The sequence below is a fragment of the Deferrivibrio essentukiensis genome (genome assembly GCF_020480685.1).
In the GTDB taxonomy this organism is placed as follows: Bacteria; Chrysiogenota; Deferribacteres; order Deferribacterales; family Deferrivibrionaceae; genus Deferrivibrio; species Deferrivibrio essentukiensis.
In genome coordinates, this window is record NZ_JAJAFU010000001.1 from 45,401 (window position 1) to 71,302 (window position 25,902).

At 35.5% G+C, this 25,902-nt stretch carries 25 protein-coding genes; 8 read left to right on the forward strand and 17 right to left on the reverse strand.

Annotated features, from left to right (window positions below; translation table 11 throughout):
- Positions 1–2 precede the first annotated feature (2 nt).
- Genes LF845_RS00220 through csrA form a run of 3 tightly spaced genes read left to right on the forward strand, consistent with a single transcriptional unit; the run spans position 3 to position 4,448 of the window.
- A complete protein-coding gene (locus tag LF845_RS00220) occupies positions 3–3,722 on the forward strand; it encodes a flagellin N-terminal helical domain-containing protein (RefSeq protein ID WP_242818971.1) in 3,720 nt (1,239 codons plus the stop codon).
- A 23-nt stretch (positions 3,723–3,745) separates the two neighbouring features.
- Complete coding sequence (fliW, locus tag LF845_RS00225) at positions 3,746–4,216, forward strand: flagellar assembly protein FliW (protein ID WP_242818972.1); 471 nt, start codon at positions 3,746–3,748, stop codon at positions 4,214–4,216.
- 7 nt (positions 4,217–4,223) lie between these two features.
- The gene (gene csrA / locus LF845_RS00230; RefSeq protein WP_242818973.1) at positions 4,224–4,448 is read left to right on the forward strand and encodes a carbon storage regulator CsrA; all 225 of its coding nucleotides are present in this window, start codon (positions 4,224–4,226) and stop codon (positions 4,446–4,448) included.
- Positions 4,449–4,451: 3 nt separating this feature from the next.
- Here csrA and LF845_RS00235 read toward each other — a convergent pair whose 3' ends face one another.
- The 6 genes from LF845_RS00235 to LF845_RS00260 form a co-directional block, all read right to left on the reverse strand.
- Positions 4,452–4,583, reverse strand: a complete 132-nt coding sequence (locus LF845_RS00235) for a CcmD family protein (RefSeq protein ID WP_242818974.1) — start codon at positions 4,581–4,583, stop codon at positions 4,452–4,454.
- A gap of 14 nt (positions 4,584–4,597) precedes the next feature.
- Positions 4,598–5,257, reverse strand: coding sequence for a cytochrome c biogenesis protein (locus tag LF845_RS00240; protein ID WP_242818975.1), 660 nt, complete (start codon positions 5,255–5,257; stop codon positions 4,598–4,600).
- Positions 5,258–5,259: 2 nt separating this feature from the next.
- Positions 5,260–5,940, reverse strand: coding sequence for a heme exporter protein CcmB (locus LF845_RS00245; protein ID WP_242818976.1), 681 nt, complete (start codon positions 5,938–5,940; stop codon positions 5,260–5,262).
- Between the two features lie 3 nt (positions 5,941–5,943).
- Entirely contained in the window at positions 5,944–6,678 is a 735-nt protein-coding gene (locus LF845_RS00250; protein ID WP_242818977.1) for an ABC transporter ATP-binding protein, read from the reverse strand.
- A complete protein-coding gene (locus tag LF845_RS00255) occupies positions 6,650–8,551 on the reverse strand; it encodes a heme lyase CcmF/NrfE family subunit (RefSeq protein WP_242818978.1) in 1,902 nt (633 codons plus the stop codon). Before LF845_RS00255 ends, LF845_RS00250 begins: the two co-directional genes overlap by 29 nt.
- Positions 8,552–8,653: 102 nt before the next feature.
- The gene (locus LF845_RS00260) at positions 8,654–9,058 is read right to left on the reverse strand and encodes a cytochrome c maturation protein CcmE (RefSeq protein WP_242818979.1); all 405 of its coding nucleotides are present in this window, start codon (positions 9,056–9,058) and stop codon (positions 8,654–8,656) included.
- Positions 9,059–9,137: 79 nt separating this feature from the next.
- On the opposite strand from LF845_RS00260, the gene LF845_RS00265 reads away from it, so the two are divergent.
- A complete protein-coding gene (locus LF845_RS00265; protein WP_242818980.1) occupies positions 9,138–9,875 on the forward strand; it encodes a cytochrome c biogenesis CcdA family protein in 738 nt (245 codons plus the stop codon).
- Here the strand turns inward: LF845_RS00265 and LF845_RS00270 are convergent, their stop codons facing one another.
- Positions 9,876–10,787, reverse strand: coding sequence for an adenine nucleotide alpha hydrolase family protein (locus LF845_RS00270; protein ID WP_242818981.1), 912 nt, complete (start codon positions 10,785–10,787; stop codon positions 9,876–9,878).
- A 1-nt stretch (position 10,788) separates the two neighbouring features.
- The gene (locus LF845_RS00275; protein WP_242818982.1) at positions 10,789–10,992 is read right to left on the reverse strand and encodes a MoaD/ThiS family protein; all 204 of its coding nucleotides are present in this window, start codon (positions 10,990–10,992) and stop codon (positions 10,789–10,791) included.
- A 148-nt stretch (positions 10,993–11,140) separates the two neighbouring features.
- Here LF845_RS00275 and LF845_RS00280 point away from each other — a divergent pair, with 148 nt between their 5' ends.
- Positions 11,141–12,379 (forward strand): cyclic di-GMP phosphodiesterase, encoded by a 1,239-nt coding sequence (locus LF845_RS00280; RefSeq protein ID WP_242818983.1) that lies wholly within the window; start codon positions 11,141–11,143, stop codon positions 12,377–12,379.
- A 15-nt stretch (positions 12,380–12,394) separates the two neighbouring features.
- Here LF845_RS00280 and LF845_RS00285 read toward each other — a convergent pair whose 3' ends face one another.
- The 5 genes from LF845_RS00285 to LF845_RS00305 are packed head-to-tail and all read right to left on the reverse strand — an operon-like array spanning position 12,395 to position 17,856.
- On the reverse strand, positions 12,395–13,363 hold the full coding sequence (locus LF845_RS00285) for an ABC transporter ATP-binding protein (protein WP_242818984.1): 969 nt from the start codon (positions 13,361–13,363) through the stop codon (positions 12,395–12,397).
- Complete coding sequence (locus LF845_RS00290; RefSeq protein ID WP_278252102.1) at positions 13,363–14,334, reverse strand: ABC transporter ATP-binding protein; 972 nt, start codon at positions 14,332–14,334, stop codon at positions 13,363–13,365. The genes LF845_RS00285 and LF845_RS00290 overlap by 1 nt, the downstream gene beginning before the upstream one ends.
- The gene (locus LF845_RS00295; RefSeq protein WP_242818985.1) at positions 14,334–15,200 is read right to left on the reverse strand and encodes an ABC transporter permease; all 867 of its coding nucleotides are present in this window, start codon (positions 15,198–15,200) and stop codon (positions 14,334–14,336) included. The genes LF845_RS00290 and LF845_RS00295 overlap by 1 nt, the downstream gene beginning before the upstream one ends.
- Positions 15,200–16,204 carry an ABC transporter permease gene (locus LF845_RS00300; RefSeq protein ID WP_242818986.1) on the reverse strand — a complete coding sequence of 335 codons (1,005 nt, stop codon included), beginning with the start codon at positions 16,202–16,204 and terminating at the stop codon, positions 15,200–15,202. The genes LF845_RS00295 and LF845_RS00300 overlap by 1 nt, the downstream gene beginning before the upstream one ends.
- Before the next feature lie 59 nt (positions 16,205–16,263).
- Entirely contained in the window at positions 16,264–17,856 is a 1,593-nt protein-coding gene (locus LF845_RS00305) for an ABC transporter substrate-binding protein (protein WP_242818987.1), read from the reverse strand.
- Between the two features lie 158 nt (positions 17,857–18,014).
- On the opposite strand from LF845_RS00305, the gene LF845_RS00310 reads away from it, so the two are divergent.
- Genes LF845_RS00310 through LF845_RS00320 form a run of 3 tightly spaced genes read left to right on the forward strand, consistent with a single transcriptional unit; the run spans position 18,015 to position 21,893 of the window.
- The gene (locus tag LF845_RS00310; RefSeq protein WP_242818988.1) at positions 18,015–19,436 is read left to right on the forward strand and encodes a thiolase C-terminal domain-containing protein; all 1,422 of its coding nucleotides are present in this window, start codon (positions 18,015–18,017) and stop codon (positions 19,434–19,436) included.
- Positions 19,433–20,788 (forward strand): TIGR01777 family oxidoreductase, encoded by a 1,356-nt coding sequence (locus LF845_RS00315; RefSeq protein ID WP_242818989.1) that lies wholly within the window; start codon positions 19,433–19,435, stop codon positions 20,786–20,788. The genes LF845_RS00310 and LF845_RS00315 overlap by 4 nt, the downstream gene beginning before the upstream one ends.
- A gap of 1 nt (position 20,789) precedes the next feature.
- On the forward strand, positions 20,790–21,893 hold the full coding sequence (locus LF845_RS00320) for a hypothetical protein (RefSeq protein WP_242818990.1): 1,104 nt from the start codon (positions 20,790–20,792) through the stop codon (positions 21,891–21,893).
- A gap of 13 nt (positions 21,894–21,906) precedes the next feature.
- Here the strand turns inward: LF845_RS00320 and ispF are convergent, their stop codons facing one another.
- From ispF to LF845_RS00340, 4 genes are all read right to left on the reverse strand, one after another.
- Positions 21,907–22,386, reverse strand: a complete 480-nt coding sequence (gene ispF / locus LF845_RS00325) for a 2-C-methyl-D-erythritol 2,4-cyclodiphosphate synthase (protein ID WP_242818991.1) — start codon at positions 22,384–22,386, stop codon at positions 21,907–21,909.
- Positions 22,358–22,531 carry a hypothetical protein gene (locus tag LF845_RS00330; protein ID WP_242818992.1) on the reverse strand — a complete coding sequence of 58 codons (174 nt, stop codon included), beginning with the start codon at positions 22,529–22,531 and terminating at the stop codon, positions 22,358–22,360. Before LF845_RS00330 ends, ispF begins: the two co-directional genes overlap by 29 nt.
- 10 nt (positions 22,532–22,541) lie before the next feature.
- Positions 22,542–24,224 (reverse strand): glutamine--tRNA ligase/YqeY domain fusion protein, encoded by a 1,683-nt coding sequence (locus tag LF845_RS00335; protein WP_242818993.1) that lies wholly within the window; start codon positions 24,222–24,224, stop codon positions 22,542–22,544.
- A gap of 140 nt (positions 24,225–24,364) precedes the next feature.
- Positions 24,365–25,897: an ATP-binding protein gene (locus LF845_RS00340; RefSeq protein WP_242818994.1), complete on the reverse strand. Its 1,533-nt coding sequence runs from the start codon at positions 25,895–25,897 to the stop codon at positions 24,365–24,367.
- Positions 25,898–25,902: the final 5 nt, after the last annotated feature.

Below are 25,902 nucleotides of genomic sequence, written 5' to 3' on the forward strand. Positions count from 1 at the left end.
ATATGCGCGTAACTTTTAATTTATTACCTTTTAAATATATGTCCAACTTGGAGAAATCTCTCACAAAGCTGACAGACAGCAATGAAAAGGTGACAGTGGGCAGGACATTGCTAAAGCCTGAAGAAAGCCCCATAAATTATGTAAGTGCTATTAATGTTCAAAGGACAATAGATGAAGCTGATCAGTTTAAGTCAAATGCAGAAAATGCACTATCTTGGATTACAAATACAGATAATGAGCTGCAAAGGGCAATAGACTTATTAAGTCAGGCAAAAAACCAATACGCCATAGCGGGTGCCAATGATAGCCAGAGTGCTACCAGTCGAAAAGCACTTGCAGGGGATGTAATCAATATCTTGGACTCAATGGTTGATATTGGTAATGCAAACTATATGGGAAGATATCTGTTTGCAGGCTTTGAGACTGAAACAACTCCTTTTACTGCAGATACAAGGGAAATATCTTCTGTAAGCTCAGATAACTCTGAGGTGGAAGTTTATACGAGAAAAGTTTTTGGGGACATGCCGGAGCCTGATGAGGGTGCTTATTCGATATATTTAAACAAGGATGCAAATACTGATGTCGTGACAATTTCCGTTTATGATAAAAATAATAATATTCTTTTTCTTGACTCAAACGGTAGCGATGAGACGGCTAAAGGTGGCAACAGGACAAGCACTTCTATTTCAGTTAAATTTGAGCCGGGGAAAGTTATAAATACGGGTCTTGGTTTTGCGGTGAAGCTCCCTGAAAGCGATTTTACAAGCAGCAAGATAGATTTTTACTTTAAGCCCGGAGATGATATCAGATACCATGGGGATTTGGGAAAAATTAATACCAAAATCGGATATAATCAGGAAGTTACTTTAAATCTTACAGGCAAAGAGGTATTTCTTGAGGCTGACAGAGTGTTAAAATCTACAAGATACAACACAGTAAAAGGTTTGGGGATAACTTCTACCACAAAGTTTTCTCAGATAGATTCGGCAAATTTGGGGGATGCAGACTATATTGATATTTCAGGGACTGACCATTACGGATATAAAGTCGGTGCGGCAAAATTATTGTCTGTCAATAGTGCGACACTTGACATGACAGATAAAAATGATTCGGAAAGGTCTGTATTATTAAAATATGCCGGGAAAGATTATCTGCTCACAATGGACAAAAGAGCATATCAAGATATGGACGATGTGATATTTAGCTTGAATAGAATGCTTGAAACAAATGGTCTTGGGAATGAGATAGAGGCAAGTGCCGATGGTGATAAAATACTTTTTAGTACCACAAGAGCTGGCAATATGGTTAATTTTGAGCTTTACGGCTCAAGAAATAATACATTAGGATTTGAAGGGAATATTGAAGTAAGTGATGAGATAAATCTTACAGGTGCTGCAAATGTGGATTTATTGGTCCCGAATTCATCTGTAGCCAGCACGGTTAATTTTAGCTCAATTGATGAAGCATCTGTCGAAAGCGCAATAACTACGGCAGTAGGGAATAACTATTCCGTTATTAGCCCAATTTATACATCATCAAGTGCGACTTTCAGAGTCGTAACATATGACCCGAATATGAAATATGAAGTAAAGGGTAAAGATACAAGATTTGAGATTAATTATGATGATTTTGATATTACAAATAAGATTTCTGTTGATTTTACCGGTGTGAGTGCGTCAGCATCAACTGCCACAGAATTTATTATTAATGGTGAGAAAATTACTTTTACCCCGGTAGATGAAAATTCAGATGGCAATATAGAAAAATTTGAAATAAAAAATGCACTGGATAATGCCTTAAAAGCCAAAGGGCTCAATTTTAACTTATCTTATGAAATTTCAAATGTAAGTGTAAGTGCAAATGCTACTTTTGACATTAAGTTTAATCTTGAAAATATAAATTACGGTTCAGACTCATATCTTGCTGTAAGTCACAACGGCACTACAAAATTTGATAATGCCTACGGCAGTGATTTCCCCGTGGCTACAGAAAAAAGGGTGGGAGATTTACTTGACTTTATAGAAGAGCTTTACGGATACACTGTCAAGGCAAGTATTGAAAATGGCAATATCTATGTAAGAGACTTGCGATCAGGGGAAAGCAAATTTACCCTCAGATTTGCTGAAAGTAACAAAGGGCTTGGTTATCCCGAAGTGAATAGGAATGTGACCCTTCTTGGCAAATATAATGGAAATGGCGATGATACATGGCGAGTTACCATAAATCAAAATGCTGTTAATCCTACCGATTTGGATGTGACAGTTATCGATGCTAAAGGTGGAACAATACTTACAAAGACCGTTACCGGGTATGACGGCAGCCCAATCGATCTTGGCTCAGGTGTATCTGTTGTGGTTGATTCAAGTTCAAATCAGTCCTTTGAAGTCAGCTTGAAGGCAAATTCGAGCTTTAGTCTTGGGGATATGAATATTGTTCAGGAAGGTAAAAATGTAGATATATTCAGGTCGCTAAAAAATCTTTACGATGCACTGAATATGAACATTCCCCAAGAGGGGATAGGGGCTCCAAGCGCTTGGCGTGACGAAAGCCTTAAGTCTACAGCAAGCCCTTATCTGGATGGGACATTTAGAGGTAATTATAATGATGAGTGGACTTATGAAGTCCAGCCTGTCGGGGATAAAACTGAATTTTTCATTCAACAAGAGCTAAGCACTTCAAGTGTAGGCAATTTATCTTTACCTTCTGCAAACCCCTTGGACTTTGATGTTTTGGTGTCTGACAATAGTGGAAATGTTTCAAACGTAAGTTTTAATATTTTAGCAGGTGGCACATCAGACGATTTGTTAAATGCTATTAATAAAAACCCAACCCTTTTGGGACTAGGCATTAAAGCAGAAGTTCTTAACAATAAACTTGTAATAAAATCAGGCAGCGGTCTGAAAAATGTGGAGATTAATGCAAATGACTCTACTACTGCGGCTGCACTTGGGCTTGGCAGTAGTGAAAGATTTGTTTATTCAAAACAGACACCTGTGTTAGAGCTCGAAAATACAACGGACTTAGAGCGGACACTTACATTTAAGTATTTTGACGGTACAAATTGGAATAATAAGTCTGTTACCGTAGATGGTAAGAAATATAATTCCATAGATGAGTTAGCCAATGAGATAAATTCCAAAATAGCAGGCAGTGTCGACATAGTTGCCTCAAATGTTAACGGCAATTTAGCGTTTAATTATGATACTGATAACAATAATGATATAACCAACCTGATTTTAGAAGGGGATTATGCCGGGACTTTAGGGTATTTTAAGCCCGGAGATGAAGTAAAAATAAAGGTTTCAGGTAGCAGTGGTGAACTGATAAATTATGTTTCTCTTAATACTGCTGGGAAGTTAAAAGATGTAGGTGATGGTGTGAAATTAGCTTTTGATGCAGGCAAGCTTTATACAGCGGACTCCTTCACTTCGACGGTAGGCTCAGGAATAAACTATGAAATACCTGTCCTTGACAAAGCCGAAACTCAGATAACTACAAACTTGACTTTGACAGGCACAAGGCAAAATAGAGTGGATTCTCTGATTAATTTTCATACGACTATATCTACTTCCAATGAAGAGATTAAGGCTAAATATCTTGGAGCCACTGAAATAGATATGACAAAAGCTATTACGGAATTTCAACTGGCACAGCAGGCTTATCAGATGGCTATGTCAACTGCAGCTAAAGTGCTTCAGATGTCGATTATGGACTATTTATAATAAATATTTTATAGAGGTGTAAGATGAGTGCACAAAAAGTTTTGAAAAAAGAGGAAAATATGGAGAAAAAAGTTTTAAATTCACCTAAACTTGGCAAGTTTGAGTATACCGAAGATGATTTGGTGACTATGGTATCACCTATCTTAGGATTTAATGAGCTATCAGACTTTCTATTTATCTCTTCTGAAGAGTTTTATCCTTTTTCTTATTTTCAATCAGTTCAAGATGAAAATGTTACTTTTATCCTTGCAGATATAAAAATATTTTTCCCAGATTATTCTCCAAAGTTTAATAAAAGGGATTACAAAGTCTTACAGATTGAAAAAGATGAAGATATGGCACTTTTCGGACTTGTAGTAGTTAAGGATGACCCTCAAGATGCTACTATAAACTTAAAAGCCCCTGTGGTGATAAATACTAATAAAAAACTTGCAAAACAGATAATTTTAGAAGATGATATTTATAAAGTGAAGACGCCGCTCTTTAGCAAATAGGGGAAGCATGTTAGTTTTAACGAGAAAGCTTAATGAAAGCCTGATGATTGGGGACGATATAGAAATAAAGATTGTGGATATATCGAGTAAAAATGTGAAGATAGGGATAGAAGCCCCAAAAAATGTGCAGGTATTCAGAAAGGAAATTTATGACGAAATTAAGCAGGAAAATATTGAGGCCATCAACAGGGATGTGGTGTCACTGATAGATTTTATGAAAAAGAAGAAGTGACGGCTATTCCTTAGAGATTAACCTGTCCACTTTCTGGCTAAGCTCCTTGATTTTACTGTTAAGCTTAAGTATGTAAGAAAATATCAATACCCATATGACAGCATAAGCAGAGAATAAATACCAGAAATTTTTCATATTAACCCCTTCTTTTATTCGTTTTCTATTGTAAGAATTTTTCTTTCCAAAGCTTTAATCTTTAAATTTTTGTTCATCAGCATCAGGTATAAAAATGTAAATGCGATTACTGACACGATTAGGCTTGTAATCATATCAGGATGAAGCCCGCCGCCACCTTTTTGTAAAACATTTGGGTGGATTGTCCTCCACCATCTGATAGACAAGAAAACTATCGGCACGTCAATAAAACCTACGATACCAACCGCTGCAGCAAACTTAGCCCTTTTGTCCTCTTCATCTATAAATTTTCTTAACATTAGGTAACCCACATAGATAAACCACAAAATGAGCGTGGTAGTAAGCCTTGGGTCCCAAGTCCACCATGTCCCCCAGAAAGACTTTGCCCAAATGGGGCCTGTAATAAGGACAATAGAGCAGAAGATTATTCCTATTCCAGCTGAAGAAGAAGCTATATCATCAAAGATATACCTGTTTGTGGCAAGCAAGAAAATACTGCATATAAATGTCACAAAAAAAGCAAAAAAGGCAATCCAAGCGCTGGCCACATGAAAATAAAATATTTTTTGGACAGGGCCCATCACTTTTTCCACCGGAGCATAAATAAAAGCAAAATAGAGTGCCACAAGGATAAGAATAAAAGATAAAAAGTCGATTACTTTTTCCAGTTTCATAATCACTCCTCAACTATGTAGTCAAATATAGCATATACAACAAATGTAAATATCAAGTCAAATGCTGCGATTAATCTAATCCATCTGTCAGCATCAGAAATCGTATCCCCTTTAATAAAAATATTTATAGACTGTATTGCAGCGAGTATGATAGGGATCATCAAAGGGAGCAAGAGTATCGGAAGCATAACCTCTCTTGTGCGGGATTTGACGGATATTATGGAAAAAAGTGTACCAAGTACAGAAAAACCGTAAGTCCCTAAAATAAAAACAGGGATTGAAAGGAGTGTATGCTTAAATATGTTTACATTATAAAAGATTGTAAAGACGGGGATAGTTACTATTTCCATAAATATCAGGAATATAAAATTTGACAATACCTTACCAAAGAAAATTGCACTTTTGTCAACCGGAGCCAAAAGCAAGGCATTGAGATTGCCGCCGTTAATTTCGCTCATCATAGATTTATTTAGCCCTAATATGCCTGCAAACACTATTGCCATCCATAATATCCCACCTACAAGGTCAATTTTGTATTCTGCACCGGGCTCAAATATAAAGCTGAATACTATTACTGTAAGTAGCGAGAATATGAGCATGGAGTTTATAACCTCTTTAGATTTCAGCTCAAGAAGGATATCTTTTTCAAATATATGGTAAATGGTCTTGAAATACTTTTTCACTTTTCAATTCTCCAAAGTTGAAATATAAATGTCTTCAAACTCGCTTTCAGGTATATTTTCCTTTTTCTCAAATAAAGCAATCTCCCCTTTTTTCATGATGGCAATTTTTGAGCCGAGGTCATACCCTCTGCTTAAATTGTGTGTAACCATAATAATCGTTTTTTTATTTTTAAACTGTTCCCTGAGTATGTTGGTCAGAATATAAGAAGCATGTTGATCTAATCCTGTATAAGGCTCATCAAGGAGAATAATTTCAGGGTCGTGGATAAGCGCTCGGGCAATAGATAGCCTTTGTAGCATACCTCTTGAGTATCCTCTTACATAATCATTTTTTCTATTTAACAGTTCAACTTTTTTTAAAATTTCCTCTACTTTTACTTCTATATTGTCTACGCCATAGATTTTTGCATAAAACTTTAGATTATCAAAAGCAGAAAGATTTTCGTAAAGAAAAGGGAGGTGAGATATTACCCCAAAAGTTTTTCTAAACTCATCAGGTTGTTTAGTCAAATCTATTCCACTAAAATAGACTTTACCCTTAGTTGGCCTTGTTTGTGCAGAGAGAATTTTCAATAGGGTGGATTTGCCTGCACCGTTTGGCCCAAATATAGAAAGAAAGTCCCCTTTTTCTAAAGAAAAGGAGACCCCTTTGAGTGCATCTATATGCCCATAACTTTTTTTTACGTTGTCAAGCTTTATAAAATTAGTTTTATTTTCGCTTGAATTGGAAAATTCCATGCAATCCGCCTAAAACCATTATAGCACATCCTATCCATATCCACACGATAAAAGGTTCAAATATGGCTTGAATTCCAATAATATTTTCGGGCTTTGAATAAGAAGCGAGTATCAAATAAAGATCCCCTTGAGGTTTCGTATGAATTGAAACTTCAGCAAAAGGCTCTTTGTTATTGTTATAAAATCTCCTTTCCGGAGTCATCGTTATGATATATTTTCCATTTTCATAGACTTTAACAGGGGAATAAACAGAGACATAGTTTTGCTTTTCTTTTATTACGAGATCGCCAACCTTTAGTTCATATTTATAGAATGAGATCGTTTCTCCAGGTGCCACAACCTTATCTACAGAAACGTTATAAAAAGAAGAGGCTATTACCCCGTAAGATAACACAACTAAACCAAAGTGAATGATTAAAGCTCCGTAAAGTCTGCTGTTACGGTAAATTATACCAATTCCGTTCCTTTTAATTCCTCTGAAAATTTGTAATAAAATTGTAAATAAAGAGAAAGATGTAAAAGCGAAAAGCACTAAAGGCAATGGTTTAGTGTAACCGTAAACGTAAATCAGTGTGGTTGCCACGACCATGAATATAAATGATGGCCATAAATTTTTTATAATATCAGCCATTTTTGAGTTACCATAGGGGAGAAGTGGACATAATCCACTTATAAGTATTATCAGCATAAAGAAAGGGGTAGATACTTTATTATAATAAGGTATCCCAACACTGAGTTTGCTTGGGAAAAGTTGTGTCAATATCGGTAAGGTTGTTCCAAAAAGTATAACAAGCATAAGTGCAGTAAATAGCCAGTTTGTTATGTAAAACATCCCTTCTTTGGAGACAACAGAGTAGTTTGCTTCTTCTTTCATATTTTTAAAGTTGGAAATTAAGAAGTAAATAAATCCAATCCCCGTGATAAGTATGAAAAATATAAAAAACGGTCCAAGAGCTGACTTGCCAAAACTATGGACAGAGTCAATTACACCGCTTCTTGTTAAGAATGTACCAAATATACAGAGCTCATAAGTTAACAATATCAGTACATAAGTCCATATTTTAAGTTTTTCCTTTCTTTCATACATTATTGCTGAATGTAAAAATGCAGTTCCCGTCAACCAAGGCAATAGAGAGGCATTTTCTACAGGGTCCCATGCCCAATAGCCTCCCCAACCAAGCTCTACGTATGCCCATTGACCGCCGAGCACTATTCCGATGGTCAAAAATATCCAGCTTAAAATAGACCAACCTCTTGTTTTTACCACCCAACTGCTTGAGTTGTCATTGTTAACCAGCGAGCTGAAAGCGTGGGCAAATGCTATCGTAAATAGGACAAACCCTAAATATAGTGTGGGTGGATGGTAAAGCATCCCTGGGTTTTGGAGTAAAGGATTCATTCCAAGTCCATCGGCAGGGAAAAAATCAAGCTCTTTAAAAGGGTTAGTTACAAAGTTTGTAAGTAAAAAGAAAAAACCACTTGAAAGCGAAAGTGCAAAAAATACTCCCGCCTTGTATTTGAGACCATACTTTTTGATTCTAAATGCCTCTATTGAAGAGCATACGGCAATTAACCATCCCCAAAACAGCAATGAGCCGGCTTGCCCTGCCCAAAAACCACTTATTTTATAAATAAGCGGAAGCTTGCTGTCAGTGTATTGAGCTACATACTCAATCTTAAAATATCCTGTGGCAAGGGCGTACATAAGTATGATTGATGCCAAAGTTATTAATATTGTTTGAATGTGAATGAAAAGAGTCCCATATTTGTCATATGTTTCCGACTCTTTTTTCATCGATGAGCCAAACAGTATGACAGCTATAGCACTGCTAATAAGACCTAAAAATTGTAATAAATAACCAAAGTTTCCCATAAAAGTCCTCTCCTAAAAAGTTTACAATTAGATACACATAATAAATAAAAGTTCAAGTTTTAAATCATTCTAATTTATATTGTAATATTTGAATATTTATATCTATTTCTTCTCCACTTCAGCCTCATACTTTGAAGGGCACTTTGCTAAGAGCGTAGTGGCCTTGAAGGTATTGGTATCTTTGTCATATTTCCCTTCAACAATGACCTGTACCTCTTCGGTAAATGCATCAGGTATTATTCCGTTGTAAATGACATTCATCTTCTCACCGGTACCGTCAGCCATTACAAATTCTAAGTGTTGATTTTTAGTATCTTTTACAACGGTTCCGTCTACCACATCACCACTTACCCTTATCCCTTTTGTATCATACTTTGACGGGTCTTTTATAAGTTCATGTACTTCCAAATAGTAAACTCCACTCTGCTTAAACCCTGTAGAGATAAGATAAAAAACTGCAGCAATGACAATTATCCCTATTATCGCTAGCTTTGTACCTTTTTTCATATATACCCCTTTTTTCTTGACTTATTTTACATGTATTATTATCTTCTATGAGGTTTATACAAAAAGAAGGTTCAATGCAATGGAAAATTTAAGTTTTTTTAGTGCTTTTTTAGCGGGTATTCTATCTTTTTTGTCCCCCTGCGTTTTGCCCCTCTTACCAGGCTATATATCTTTTATTTCAGGGGAGTCCATTGAAAGCCTTACAGCTTCTGATAGTAAGACCCCCAGGGCGAAGGCTTTTTTAGGTGCGATATTTTTCGGGTTAGGTTTTAGTCTTGTTTTTGTTAGCCTTGGAGCTACTGCTACTGAGTTTGGTAAAATATTAAATGAATATAGATTTGTGCTGGAGAAGGTTGCAGGTGTTGTGGTCATAATTTTAGGTATCCACATGGTAGGAATATTTAAGATAAATAAGCTTCTTGTTCAAAAAAAATGGAATTACAGAAAAGGGAGGGCACCGTTTTTTGTTGAGGCATTTTTGCTCGGGGTGGCTTTTGTTTTCGGTTGGACGCCTTGTATTGGTCCTATCCTTGCAGGAATTTTGGCACTTGCATCAAAACAGGATACGGTTTCTCAAGGTATAATTATGCTTTTTAGCTATTCATTGGGACTTTGGATTCCATTTCTTTTATCTGCTCTTGCATTGGGCACTATCATATCATTTATAAAAAGGGCAGGCAATTTTGTTATTTGGGTTGAAAGGGTTGCTGGACTTATGCTTATCACGATAGGTATTTTAATGGTGTCAGGCTCTTTGACGATTATAGTATCTTATATTACAGATATTTTTCCTTCATTAATAGAGTTTGCAAAATAGTCATAATTTCTCTTTTAAACTGCAGACGCTGCAAACATTATTAAATGATGGCTCGCCGCAGACGGAGCATTCCAAAGGCTCTTCTTCGTAATTTATTTCGTTTTGCAGCAGAGGGTGCATATTTGTTAAAAAATCGAGGTAAAATCTAACCTTAAAAGCTAAAATATCTTCTTCTATTCTGGAGATGATCTGTTTGTTTTTTATTGAAGAGGCACCTATACTTTTTGGGCACTCCATTTTGATATAATCTATTTTGCTATAAAAACTGTACATTGCACTCTCTTTTTCGGAAATGCGGCAAAAAGGTTTTACTTTTTTTACGAAGCCTTTTTTTGCGGGGAGGACAGGGTGCTGCCTTCTTAAGTAATCGACTTTCCAATTTATCGTATTGCCAAAGAGTACGGCAACTTCATCATCAAGATTGTGGCCGGTTACCAATATGTCATACCCGTTATCCTTGGCAGTTTTGTTAAAATAGTATCTTTTTACCGTTCCGCATACAGAGCACACAGGTTTCTTGGTTTTTTTGCTTAAGCTTATTATGTCGGAAATTTCTTTATTCATATCAATGATTATCAATTTTTTATCAATTCTTTCAGCCATATTTTGGGCAAATATTTTGGATTTGTTGGAATATCCTTCAATTCCTAAATCTATGTAAAATCCATCGGCATCATAACCCAATTTATTTAATATATACCAGAGATTTAAACTATCTTTTCCTCCGGATACTGCAACTAAGAGCTTTTGTTTTTTACCAAACATTTTAAATTTTTTAATTGTTTCTTCGGTTCTTTTTTCTACCCATGAGATGAAATGTTCTTTACATAAATTAAGTCTGTAAGTGGACAGCATAACTGTTGCAGGGGTATTTACCCCTTTATCTTTACATACCTTACATTTGGCTTGCATTCTATCCCCCAGAAATGACACTTACTACTTCAATGTCGTCCTCTTCTGTTACCTTTTCGTGCGGCTGTCTGATTTCACCATTTATCACTACAAATGCTGTCTCTGGTGTCAACTTTAATTTTTTTAAAATATCCCTTACTTTTACTACGCTATTTTCAAAGGCAATCGTAATGTTTTCGTCCCTATACTTCATATTAATTTCCATATTTACTCCACAAAATTTTGTTACATTTCATAGCAGTCATTTACGGACAAATCAACCAAAAGGGTATATTTTAATTAAAATTATAACATTTATGGAAATGAATATTAAATCGTGTTAAAATTAACTATGATTTGTTTAGGAGGATTTAATGGGGCGTTCGAATATTGTCAAAAAAATATCTGTTGATAAGTATGAGAAGGGGATGAAAATAATTAAGTGTGATAAATCTTGGATAGACCCGAAACTTTATACCACAAATATAGCTGCAGAAGAAACTATTGAAATACTTAAATCATACGGGGTTAAAGAGATTGTAGTAGAATTTACACAAGAAAATGACAACTTTGAAGAAAAAAATATTGAAAAAGATGAAGAGGAAAAATTACGAGAAGAGGTAGAAAAGAGCCTGACAAGTCTTGTTTTGTCGGACTTAAGCTTTGTCCAAAATGTTTATCCAAATTTGGTAAATAATGTAAAACATTTTTTTGATAATGCTTCTAAGGGACAATTAGATAAAGAAACAGTATCTGAAGTGACAGATACTGTTTGTGAAAGTACATTAAAAAATCCGATTTTTGTAGTAAACATAAGTAAATATTCTGATAATTATGAATATCTGTATAATCACAGTCTAAATCTTGCATTTCTTGCAAACACGATAGGTGTAAAGTTAGGGTATACTGAAGATAAGATTAGAGAGCTTACAATGGCTGCACTTTTACACGATGTGGGAAAGGTATTTATAGATCAAAATATATTAAATAAAAGGGGGAAGCTTAACGACAGAGAATTTGCAGAGATAAAGAAGCATCCTATTTTGGGTTATAAGTATCTTTTAGATAGCGGAGGATTTACTGAAAATGTATTACTTGCAGTTTTGGAGCATCATGAGAAGGGGAATGGTGAAGGGTACCCAAGGGGACTTAAAAGTGCAGAAATATCTTATTATGCAAAGATAATTGGGATAATTGATTCTTACGATGCTATAACAAATGATACCTGTTACAGAAGTGCTTACGCACAGGATAGAGCGATTGAGCTTTTATACAGTTTTGCAGACATACATTATAGTAAACGATTGTTGGATTTTATCGTAAAAATTATCAGGTTCCACTCCTTAGGTACGGTTGTAAGGCTTGACAGTGGGGAAGTAGGATTAATTGTGAAGCAGTTTTTTGATAATAGAGAGCCGGTAGTACTGATTGTCAGGGATGTGAAAAAAAAGGTAGAACCCCCGGTGCTGTTTGATTTGAATTCGTACGATATCAAAACAGGACAGCCATATAAAAAAATTGTAGAGGTTGTCAGCAAGTCTGAAATAGACTTCAATCCTGCCACAATTTTATACGAGTATATAAAAAGGAGCAGAGATGCAAAAGTCAAATAATAAGGGAATATTCCTTTAAAAAGTTTTAAACGGGCAAGCCGTGTAATGCCCATCACTGACTTCTATGAGTTTCATATCAATATCTGAGCATTCACTTTTAACAAAAGGGCATCTTGTAGAAAATCTGCACCCTTTAGGAGGATTTAGCGGAGTGGGGATATCCCCTTGAAGTAGTATTTTTTCTCTGTTTTTAGCAGAAGACAAATCCGGAACAGCACTTAGTAACGCTTTAGTATAAGGGTGTTTTGGATTATTCATTATATCTTCTGCACTTCCTGTTTCCACAATTTTACCCAGATACATTACGATAATCCTGTCAGAGATATGGTTAACTACACTTAAATCATGGGAGATAAAAAGGTAAGTGAGATTAAACTCTTTTTGTAAATCCAAAAGTAAATTTAATACCTGGGATTGAATAGAAACATCAAGAGCACTCACCGGTTCATCGCACACGATAAGCTCCGGTTGAAGTATGAGAGATCTGGCTATGCAAATCCTTTGCCTTTGTCCCCCCGAAAATTGATGAGGATATCTGTCATAATGATCTTTTAAAAGACCGACTTTATCCATTATTTCAAGTATTTTGTCCTTATAGTCGCCCAAATCTTGTCCGCTTAGCAACAGTGGCTCACCGATTATTTGGCCTACCTTCCACCTTGGGTTAAGGGAGGAATAAGGGTCTTGGAATATGATTTGGACTTTTTTTCTATACTCTTTTAACTCATTTTTGTTAAGACCGACTATATCTTTACTATCATAAATGATTTTCCCTGCGGTTGGCTCTTCAATTTTGAGTATCATTTTTCCCGTTGTGGACTTACCACAGCCTGATTCACCCACCAAACTAACAGTTTCCCCTTTTTTTATAAAAAATGAAATATCATCGATAGCTTTTAACGTTTTTGGTTTACTAAACAGAGATTTTCCTACGGAATAATATTTTTTGAGATTTTCTACCTTGAGCAATATATTCTTTTCCATCAAAATTTCCCCTGTACTTTAAAACATGCGACTTCATGATTATCAGTGATTTTTTCCAAAACGGGCTTTTCCTTTTTACAAATATCTTTTGCAAAAGGGCATCTTGGCCAGAAGGTGCAGCCTTCAGGAAGGTTAAACAAACTTGGCACATTCCCTTCAATGCTGTATAATTTTGATTTTCTCTCAGTCTTCCCTTTTTGGGGTAGTGACATTAAAAGCCCTTCCGTGTATGGGTGCTTTGGTGAGTTTATTATATTTTCAACGGTTGATTTTTCTACTATTTTCCCCGTGTACATTACAGCCACATAGTCTGCCATTTCGGCGACTACTCCCAAATCGTGAGTAATGAAAAGTATAGAAGTATTTTTCTTCTCTTTCAAATCGTTCATAAGAGCTAAGACTTGTGCTTGTATTGTTACGTCAAGGGCAGTTGTAGGCTCATCAGCGATCAAAAGATTTGGATTGCAGGCCATAGCCATTGCAATCATAACCCTTTGACGCATACCACCGCTTAATTTGAACGGGTATTCCTTTAATCTTTCCTCAGGTGAAGGGATGGCTACAAGATTGAGTGCTTCAATAGCTTTTTCTCTTAATTCTTTCTTTGAAAGTTTATTATGTAGCTTTAGTGTTTCCATAATTTGGAAGCCAACTGTGTAGCTTGGATTAAGAGAGGTCATCGGCTCTTGAAAAATCATTGAGATTTTGCTGCCTCTGATGTTTTTCATCTCTTTTTCACTTAGATTTAAAAGGTCTATATTCTCCAAAAAGATGTTTCCGTCAACTATTTTGCCTGGACTATCAATAAGTCTCATGATTGATAAGGAAGTGATACTTTTCCCACTTCCTGATTCACCTACCAGGCAAAGTGTCTTCCCTTTAGGTATATCAAAAGATATACCATCTACGGCTTTAGCCACTCCGTTATCTGAAAAAAAGTGTGTTTTTAAATTTTTAACTGACAATAACATTATTTATCCTTCATCTTTGGGTCTAATACATCCATTAGTCCGTCTCCGACAAGGTTAAACCCTAAAACAGTCAAAAAAATTGCAAGACCTGGAAATGTAATCATCCATGGTGCACGCATAATGAATTGGAGAGAATCTGCCAGCATCGCCCCCCATTCAGGAGTAGGTGGCTGGGCTCCAAGTGACAAAAAACTAAGTCCTGCCGCTTCCAGTACCGCTGATGCAAATCCCATTGTCCCCTGAACTATAATTGGCGCCATACAGTTTGGTAAAATTACTTTGAAAATAAGCCTCATATTTGAAGAGCCGTTAATTCTTGATGCGATAACATACTCTTTTACTTTTTCCTGTAAAACTGAGCTTCTTACAAGTCTTGCAAATGCAGGTATACCAACAATTCCTATGGCTATCATGGCATTGTAAAGACTTGGTCCAAGCACTGAAACAATCACGATTGCAAGCAAAATGGCCGGGACTGAGAGCATAATATCCACAAGCCTCATGATTAGGCTGTCAATTTTTCCGCCATAGAAACCTGCGATACTGCCTAGTATGACTCCTACAAACATAGATATTCCAACAGATATGACACCTATCATAAGGGATATTCTTGCTCCGTAAATTATACGGGTAAACATATCCCGTCCGAAGTCGTCTGTCCCAAGAATATGTTGTGAACTGCCTCCTGAATTCCACATAGGGGGCAGTAGTCTGTTTTGTAGATCCTGTATCGTTGGGTCGTAAGATGTGATTATAGGAGCAAATACTGCCATTATTATCAAAAATATGACGATTCCAAGTCCTGCCATTGCGGACTTATTTTTCTTAAAGTTTTTGTAATATTCGTAGAAAAGAGTTTCTTTCATTATTCCAACCTAATTTTAGGGTTAATTATTGCATATATCAAGTCTACCAAGAGGTTAACAATAATAAAAATAACTGCTATTATTAGTGTGGCACATTGGACAACAGGAAAATCTCTTTGATACACCGCATTTACAATCCATTTACCAATTCCAGGCCAACTAAATGTGGTTTCGGTCAATATGGCCCCCGCAAGAAGTGCACCAAGCATCAATCCTATTACCGTAACAACAGGGATAAGCCCGTTTCGGAGGGCATGAATAAAAATAACCCTCGTACTTGAGCACCCCTTTGCTCTTGCAGTGCGGATATAGTCCTCTCTCATGACTTCAAGCATGCTTGAGCGGGTCATCCTTGCTATTATTGCCATAGGGATAGTGCCAAGAGCAATACCTGGGAGTATTAAATGTTTGAGAGCGTCAAAAAAAGCGGGATAATCATTAGCAAGTAGAGAGTCAATCAAATATAAGCCAGTTACCGGTTCAATATAATATTCAAATCCTAATCTCCCGGATACGGGTAAAATACCCAGCTTTACAGAGAAAAAATAGATTAATAGTAGTCCAAGCCAAAATACCGGCATAGACACACCGGCCAATGCTCCAAACATACTAAGATAATCAAAAAATGAATACCTTTTTACTGCGGAAATAATACCTGCAAGTATACCGATAATTACAGCTATCAGCATACTTACTAGCGTTAATTCAATTGTGGCAGGGAATCTCTCAAAAAACTCGTCTATAACAGGTTGCTTGCTTTTGATTGAGTTACCAAAGTCACCACGAACCGCCTTACTTATAAATATAATGTACTGTTCATATAATGGCTTGTTAAGCCCCATCTCTTCCCTGAGCTTCTCAACAGATTCTTTGCTTGCATGCTCTCCAAGCATTATTAGCGCAGGGTCTCCGGGTGCAAGGTGAACCATTAAAAATACAAGGACTGATACGCCAAACATTGTAGGGATAGCCCAAAAAATTCTTTTCAGTATATAACTTAACACTTAAATCCCTCTAATAAAAGGCTGCCGCTGAGGGCAGCCCAATTTTTTATATTTACTATCTACTTATTTAACCAAACTTTATCAAACCTTCTTTTACCCACAGGGTCAAGTTTAAAATCCATTACCTCTTTTCTCATTGGCTCCACTACAATAGAGTGAGCCATAGGTACCCATGGTACTTCTTCATAGAACACTTCTTGAGCTTTTTTGTAAAGTTCTGTCCTTTTTGCAACATCATTTGTCACTTTAGCTTCTTCAATAAGTTTGTCAAACTTTTCACTCTTGTAAAAAGCAATATTTTGAGCTGGAACCTGTGCAGCAGCTGAGCTTAAAAGGACATAAAGGAAATTATCAGGATCACCATTATCGCCTGTCCAGCCAAGTTGTGCCATCATATGTTCACCATGCTTTGTTTTTTCAAGATATGTTCCCCAGTCATAAGATACTATTTTTGCTTTTATGCCAATTTTGGCAAGATCAGCCTGAATTGCTTCAGCTACTTTTTTCCCGTTTGGGTTATAAGGTCTTGGTACCGGCATAGCCCAGATATCTGTTTCAAAACCGTTGGGATAACCTGCTTCGGCTAAAAGCTGTTTAGCTTTTTCAGGGTTATACTCATAAGGTTTTATATCATCGTTGTAGCTCCACATTGTCGGTGGAATAGGGTTTTTTGCAGGTTTGCCAAATCCGGCATACACTGCGTCAACAATCGCCTGTTTGTTAATTGCCATATTGATCGCTTTTCTTACCAGGATGTTATCAAAAGGTTTTTTCTGTGTATTCATTGCAAGGTAACCAACATTTAAACCTTCCTGCTTAACAAGCTTGATGTTAGGGTCTTTTTCAAGGTCAGCCACCTCTTCAGGGTTTGGGAAGTCCATTATGTGAATTGAGCCGGTTTTAAGCTCAGCAGCCCTTACAGAGTTGTTAGGGATAACCTTTAATATTAATTTGTCAAGGAATGGTCTTCCGCCCCAATAATCTTTATTTGCCTTGTAGATTATTCTGTCATCTTTAATCCACTTTAAAAATACAAATGGTCCTGTCCCTACCGGGTATTTGCCGATATCTTCAGCTTTACCGGCCTTAAGAAGGTCATCAGCATATTGTTTGCAAAGGATTGAAGCAAAATCCATTGCGAGGTTTGCAATAAATGGTGCTTCAGGTTTTTTAAGGACAAATTTGACAGTGTATTTGTCTACTTTAACTATATCTTTTACGATATTGTCCATATCCATTGCTTGCCAGTATTCGTAAGCACCCCCGACTTTGTAGTAAGGGTGATTTGAATCCATTTGTCTTTTTAGTGAAAAAATTACATCATCAGCAGTTAATTCTACATCTTTCTTGAAAAACTCAGTTTTGTGGAATTTTACACCTTTTCTTAGGTAAAAAGTGTATTCAAGACCATCTTTGCTGACTTCCCACTTTTCAGCCAGGGCAGGTTCTATTTCTGTAGAGCCGTGCTTAAACTGAACAAGGTTGTCGTATACCTGAGTGGAGCCGTAAAATGACTCGCCGTCAGTAGCATGTGCGGGGTCAAGAGTCACAGAATCCCCACCTCTACCAAATACGAGTGTGCCACCGTATTTTGGAGAAGCGATTGCAACTGTTGCCATTAAGAGTAAAGCAAAAATTAACAGTTTTTTCATAGAGAAATCCTCCTTTCTTTTTTGCCAAACGTAAGCTTTTTTTACTATCACAAATTGAATCATTGTTCAAGCAATAAAATGGTGTTTGATAATACTTAAATATGTTTAATATGATATTTTGTATTGAATATTTACGTTATACTAATTTATAATTAATTATGAACAGAATATACATTGCAGATGCAGCCCTTTCAGGGTTTGGAAAATCAAAAGACTCTCTTGTGGATATTATCAGGGAGGCTGTGAGTAATCTTAATTTTGATTTGAAAGATATTGATGCTATTTTTTTAGGGCTAATGAATCCTGAAGGCTTTTTGGGTGTTGGAAATATTGCATCCTATGTGGCTGACAAATTGGGATTATCCGGCAAACCAGCCGTAAGGGTTGAGACAGCTTCTTCCACCGGTGCAGCGGTACTTTTTTATGCTTATGCTACATTGGCTTCAGGTATCTATAAAAATGTACTTGTGCTTGCTGCAGAAAAGATGACTCATCTTGATACCCCAAGGACTACCAAGCTTATTGCGGAAGTTATTGACCCTTATGAAAGAAAAATTGGGGTAAGTATGCCATCTTTGGCAGCGATGGTTACAAATAGATTTGCTTATGAAAATAAATTAAATATCGTAAAATTACAAAATTTACTGTTTGCTGTGGCAGAAAAAAATCATTACTACGGCAAATTTAATGAATATGCTCAATTTAGAAAGGTTATTACTAAAGAAGATTATTTAAAGAGCAAAGTTATTTCAGCCCCGTTAAGACTTTATGATTGTTCACCTATAAGTGATGGAGCGGCTGCAATGGTTATTTCAAGAGTGACTGGCGATATTGAAATTGTCGGAGTAGGGCAAGGGACTGACAAGCAAGCTCTTACAAAGAGGGAGTATATTACACATTTTGAATCTACGAGAAAGGCTGCAAAGCAGGCATATGAAATGGCAGGTATAGGTCCTGATTCTATTGAGTTTTGTGAAATTCATGATGCATTTACCCCTTTTGAAATTACAGGACTTATAGATACAGGATTATGTGACACTAAAAAGATTTATGATTTTTATTTAAAAAAAGAGTGCTACAAGGATGGCAAGCTTCCGGTAAATTTATCGGGTGGTTTAAAGTCCAGGGGTCATCCGGTAGGGGCGAGCGGTCTTGCTCAGGTGGTTGAATGTTATAGGATTATGACAGGCAAGTGCGATAAAAGTATTATACCAAAAAAGAATGATGTTGCTCTTACTCAGAGTATCGGTGGTCTTGCCACAAATAATTTTGTGTCTATTCTTAAAAGAAAAAATGCTCTTGTTAAATATTTTAATATTGACGGATTGAAGTTTAAGAATAAAAAGGGGCAAGAATCTAAAAGTCTTAGGATATATACATATACAATCTTAAATACACCGCCTGAGGGGTTTGAGTCGCCGTTAAGGGTAGTAATGTGCGAGAGGGAAGGGAAAAAGTTTATGGCTAAATATCATGGCGATATCAAAGATTTGAAGATAGACAAAAGGGTAAAAATTTTATCTAAAACTGAAGGTGTTGTCACTGTCACGTCGATAAAAAGGTTTGGCCTTAAAAGATGAAAAGCAGATTTATAAAAGAGTCAAACTTTGAAGTAAGTGTCGAAAAGCTTTTTTCCTGGCATGAAAGAGATGCAGTTATAAAGAGGCTTACCCCTTGTTGGGAAAGTGTTATTCTGCTTTCTCAGACCGGTAGAGTTTGTGAAAATCCTCGTGTATTTTTTAAAGTAAAAGCGGGACCTTTTTGGATTGATTATGTGGCAAAACATGTGGAATATGAGAAAAATAGAATGTTTATTGATATTCAGGAAAAGGGGCCATTTAAGAAATATAAACATTCACATATTTTTAATCGGTTAGAGGAGAATGTTTCACAACTTAAAGACCATGTTGAATTTGAAATGCCTTTACACTTTTTAACAAAATATTTTGTATTTAATAAATTCAGAAGGATGTTTGACTACAGACATACTATTACAAGAAATGATATAGATTTTCTTGAAAAGTTTAATGTAAAACCTATGCGGATTGCTGTGACTGGAGCAAGTGGTGATATCGGCAGGAATCTTTTACCCCTTTTGCAGACTCACGGTCACAAAGTTATCAGACTTATAAGGGACAAAGAGCTTACAGACGAAGAAAATTATTATTGGGAAGTAGATACAGGTAAGGTTTATGGCAGTGACTTAAACTTTGATGCGGTAATTCATTTGGCTGGCAAGCCAATCGGCAATAAAAGATGGAATGACAAGATAAAAGGTGAAATTGTCAAAAGCAGGATTGATAACACAAAGAAGTTAGCTAAATTTTTGTTAAGCCTGGAGAGAAAACCAAGAGTTTTTATTTCTGCTTCAGCTATAGGTTACTACGGAGAAACGGGGGATAATTTTGTGGATGAAGAGGGTGTGTCTGGCAATGAGTTTATTTCATATATTTGTAAAAATTGGGAAGATTCAGCAAATATTTTAAAAAGCAGTATGCGGGTTGTAAATTTACGTATTGGTGTTGTAATGTCCTACTGTGGCGGTGCTCTAAATAGGGTGCTTCCATTTTTTAATACGGGATTAGGTGTAGTATTTGGAAAGGGGGATAATTATCTTAGTTGGGTAAGTATGGATGATGCTCTTTACAGTATTTTGTTTTCACTTTACAAAGACAATATCAGTGGTGCTGTAAATGTTGTGTCACCTAATCCGGTGCGCCAAAAAGATTATGCTAAAACACTGGCAAAGGTTTTAAATCGGCCTCAATTTATAAAAGTCCCTGAAAAAGTCGTAAGGCTTTTATTTGGTGATATGGGTAGAGAAATCCTCTTGACAAGTACAAGAGTTTATCCGAAAAAGTTATTGGATAATGGGTTTAAATTCTATTTTCCCGATTTGGAATATACTATTAGGCACACTTTAGGCAGGTAAAATGAATTTTGGTACAAGGCTACTTTTTTTTAGCACATTGACTTTGGCAATGATTTTTGGCTTTATGCATCTGATTATCCCCGAGTATAATTTTGAAAGACTGCACATTTTTTTGTTTAATTTATGCTCAGGTGGCTCAATAATTATTTATTTTACTGAGAATAGAGGGGTAATGAGTCTTAAAAATAAGATTTTTTTTATTTTGACATTTATCTATGCCTTTTTATCTTTTTTTCATATGTATGTTTATGCTATAGCTGTTTCTTTGATTTTGGTTGTTATCGTGGAAATGGTAAGGGTAAAAAAGTTTTCTTTTTTCCCGTTTGACTTTTTTACCACAAAAGTCCCTACTTACGACAAATTTCATCATGCCTCACTACTTTGTATCTCATTGGGGCTGTTACTTTCTACTTTTGCCATATACAACCATGAATTTTCAAAGCTACTTCCGTTTGAAAAATTTGAGCTTAATACCTTTTTTCTTGGGTTTTCTTTTCCTGTATCTCTTATTTCACTATCAATGATATTTAAGATGATGCACAGGGCTAAGACGCCGATAGGCAGATATACTAAAATAGCAATTTTTTGGACAATAAATCTTGGGGTGATAATATTTTTTATCTTTATCCTATTTGAGTCTGCTATTTTAGAGCTTGTAATATCCCTTATACTTGTTGTGGCAGTAGTTACTACTCTTTTTTTATATATAAATTTAGGGCTAAAAGAGCAGCAAAAGGCATTTTTGACTTCAGGGATTTGTTTTTTGATAGCTACAGCTGTAACAGGGGTAGCCTATATTGCAATATATTTTTATCCTGACTACAATACGGCGGAGAATTTAAGATTGTTAAGAAATATTCATAGGATTATCTCCCTTTATGGGTGGAATTTGTCAGGGCTTGTTGTAATTAGTCGGATAAATGATTTTCCAATCAGACTACATTCCGGTAGGATTATATTTCTTCACTGGATAACAGTTTTTCTGCTTGCACCAATGGGATACTACAGCCTTACTTTTGCAGCCCTCGCGGTAATATCATATATCATATTTTTGTATTTTGTATTTTTTAGCAAATGCGTAGATGACGTTTGTAAAGTGATATGAGTGAATTTTAAGTCTATAATTTTACCAATGTGGACACTGCAATGGCTGCAAGACCTTCACCGCGGCCTGTAAATCCCATTTTTTCAGTAGTGGTTGCTTTTATTGTAATATCATCAATGTCAATCTCCATTGTTTGAGCAAGGGTTTCTCGCATTAGATGGATATAACTCTTAAATTTAGGTTTTTCGCCTATTATCTCAGCATCTACATGAGATATTTGGTAATTTTTCTCTTTTATCAATCTAACAGACTCTTTTAAAAGCACTTTTGAGTCGATATTTTTAAATCTATCGTCATTATCGGGAAAAATTTGACCGATATCTTTACCAAGTGCAGGCCCTACAAGGCTATCAATAATTGCATGAATTAATACATCTGCATCACTATGACCAAGAAGTCCAAATTCAAAATCTATTTTTATACCGCCGACAATTAAAGGTCTATTTTCGCAAAACCTATGAGCGTCAATTCCTATCCCGGTCTTTATCTTCATTTTGTTCTTCTTTACCTTCTGTTTTAATTTCAATAGTTAAATCCCTTGCATAATCAAGACACTTTGAAGGGTCAGCAATTGAGTATTTTTTATTACAAGTTGCTCTCCAAGCACAAATTGAACAGGTAGGTTTTGGCTCTCCCATGGCTTCCCTCTTAGTTTTTATTTTGTATCTTTGCCCAACTGTCTTTTAAATTAACAGTCAGGTTAAAAACAGGTAGATTTTCATTAGTGTCATAATCTGTGCAGAAATAACCAATTCTTACAAATTGATACTTTTCAAGAGGCTTCGTTTCTCTTAAAGAAGGTTCACCTTTTGCAATAATTGTTTGCACAGAATTAGGATTAATGTTAGCCGTAAAATCTTCCCCCTCTTCAACATCGTCAGGATTTGGCTTGGTGAAAAGTCTGTCATACATATTTAATTTGACGTCAATGCAATGAGTTGCAGATACCCAATGTATTGTCCCTTTTACCTTTCTGCCATCATTAGTCCATCCGCCTCGGCTTTCAGGGTCATATGTGCAGTAAACTGTGGTAATGTTACCATTTTCATCTTTTTCAAAATCTGTGCATGTAACATAATAGCCGTGCAGCAATCTTACCTCTTTGCCGGGAGCAAGTCTAAAATATTTTTGGGGCGGATTTTCCATAAAGTCTTCCCTTTGTATAAAAAGCTCCTTTGTGAAAGGGATAAGCCTTGTGCCTGCATTATCATCTTCGGGATTATTTTTCGCCTCCATAAAGTCAACTTTATCTTCAGGGAAGTTTGTGATGATAAGCTTTATTGGGTCGACTACAACCATCCTTCTTTCAGCCCTTTTATTCAAATCTTCACGTATGCAGTGCTCTAAAAGCTCAATTTCTACAATACTGTTACTCTTAGCTACCCCGATTCTTTCGGCAAAATCCCTCAAACTTTCAGGGGTAAATCCACGTCTTCTCAGTCCTGATACTGTAGGCATCCTTGGGTCATCCCAACCGTTTACATATTTTTCAGTTACGAGCTTTAAAAGTTTTCTTTTACTTAAAACGGTATAAGTAAGATTTAATCTTGCAAACTCTATCTGTTGAGGATGGAACACTTCAAGTTGGTCTAAAAACCAATCGTAAAGAGGTCTGTGGTCTTCAAACTCCAAAGTGCATATAGAGTGAGTGACCCCTTCTATAGAGTCTTCAAGTCCATGAGCCCAATCATACATTGGGTAGATGCACCATTTGTCTTTTGTCCTGTGGTGATGTGCGTGAGAAATCCTGTACATTACAGGGTCACGCATATTTAAGTTAGGTGAGCTCATATCTATTTTTGCTCTCAAAACGCATTCACCTTCTTCAAATTCGCCATTTTTCATCTTTTCGAAAAGTTCTAAATTTTCTTCTACACTTCTATTTCTGTAAGGAGAATCTTTCCCCGACACGGTAAGTGTCCCTCTATATTGCCTCATCTCTTCTGCAGTTAAGTGGCATACATATGCTTTACCTTTTTTTATCAGCTCTACAGCATAGTCATACATCTGCTGAAAGTAATCAGAAGCATAAAATTCCTTTTCACCGTAATTAAATCCAAGCCATTTTACATCTTCTATAATAGATTTTACGTATTCATCACTCTCTTTCTCAGGGTTTGTGTCATCAAATCTAAGGTTACACTTTCCATTAAATTTTTCAGCCAAACCAAAATTTAGACAAATTGACTTAACGTGACCTATATGCAAATAACCGTTTGGTTCAGGCGGGAATCTTGTGATTACTTTTCCGTCATTTTTATTATTTTTAATATCTTCAATTATAATATCTTCTATAAAATTGTTACCTTTTTCAGGCAAAGGGTTAGACATACTTACTACTCCGTTTATTTTATTTAATTTTGCCTGATTAATACATTTTTTTCCATATTTTGCAATAATAAAGATAGCTGTCTTTATCCAACTGTTTGTACTTTTAAGCTAAAACAAATATTGAACTTTGAACGTAGAACTTATACCTTTTCCCACTCAAAATTGATAACATTTTTTTCATTAGAGCTGAATTCTATCCCCACAAGATAAATCTCTTTAGATTCATTGAGATACTTTTCAGCATAACTCTTTTCCTTTATCTGTTTTAATGCTTCACCTTTCTTCCCATCAACTTTAAATTCAATGATATAAATTTTATCCCCCACAAATAAAGTCAAATCAATCCTACCATTATTAGTTACATCTTCGCCAATAATTCTTATGCCAAGAGATGAAAGGTATGCGTATATTACGCTTGCATAAAACCCTTCATATAGTTTTATGTCGTTTTTTGTGTGATTGGTATATGGTATTGATGCAAATAGAGTAGTCAAAGTTGACTTAAAATCTTCAATTTTTCCATAAAAAAGGGATTTTATCAGAGGGTCTTTTATCTTTGTATCACCTTTGTATAGATAATGAATTATATAATCGTTTAATGATATTTGGACTTCTAAGTTTGGTATTCTTAGTTTGTATTCTATAGATTGCAAAAGCTCATTATGTTTTACTTTATCTATAGTCAAATAACCTGACTGAAAAAATAAAACTTCCAAATCTATATGTTCTATATCAAAGCTTGATAATATCTTATCATCTACAACTAAATTTGTAAGTTTAGGCAAAAAATAGTTTCTCTCTTTTATTAATTTAATTAAAAATGAAGGTGTACCGGTTTCAAACCAATAATTTCTAAATAAAAATTCGTTGCTGATAAACTGTAAAATATCAAAGGGATTATAAACATTATCCTTGAGAAAGTTATAGCCGTTATACCACCTTTTTACCTTTTCCATATCTACGTTTTCAAAGTAAGGCCTAAAAGTTGTTTCGATGTCATTTTGTGTATAACCACAAATATTCCCATATTTTGGATTAAGTGAAATATCAGTTAGCATATTAAGACCACTAAAGATAGATGCCTTGGAAAATTTGCTTACACCGGTAAGAAATGCAAATCTTATATAAGCATCATTATCTTTTATTATTGAATAAAGCCCCTTGATAAATTCTCTGTTTATCTTTGCCTGCTCTATATTTTCAATTACATCAAGTATAGGTTTATCATATTCATCTATTAGTATGACGACTTTTTGATTATATTTTTTATAAGCTTTTTGTATTAATTCATTAAAACATGAGGAAGGATTATTATTATTTTCACATTCAATTCCGAGTGTTTTCTGATTAGTTTTAAAAATATCAATTGCTCTATCATTTACTTTTTCGAGAGTGGTCAAATCACCTGCCCAACTAATTTTAATCACCGGGTATTTTTCATCCCAGTTCCATTTATCGTAAATATAAAGACCTTCAAAAAGCTTTTTATTACCTTCAAAAAGCTCTTTTAGTGTATCAAGAAATAGGGATTTACCAAATCTGCGGGGGCGAGAAAGGAAAATATATATGTAATTATTGACTAATTCATAAGCTTCCTTTGTTTTATCAACATAAATATAATCTTCTTCTCTTATTTTTCTGAATGTTTGAACCCCTATTGGTAATTTTTTCATTGTAT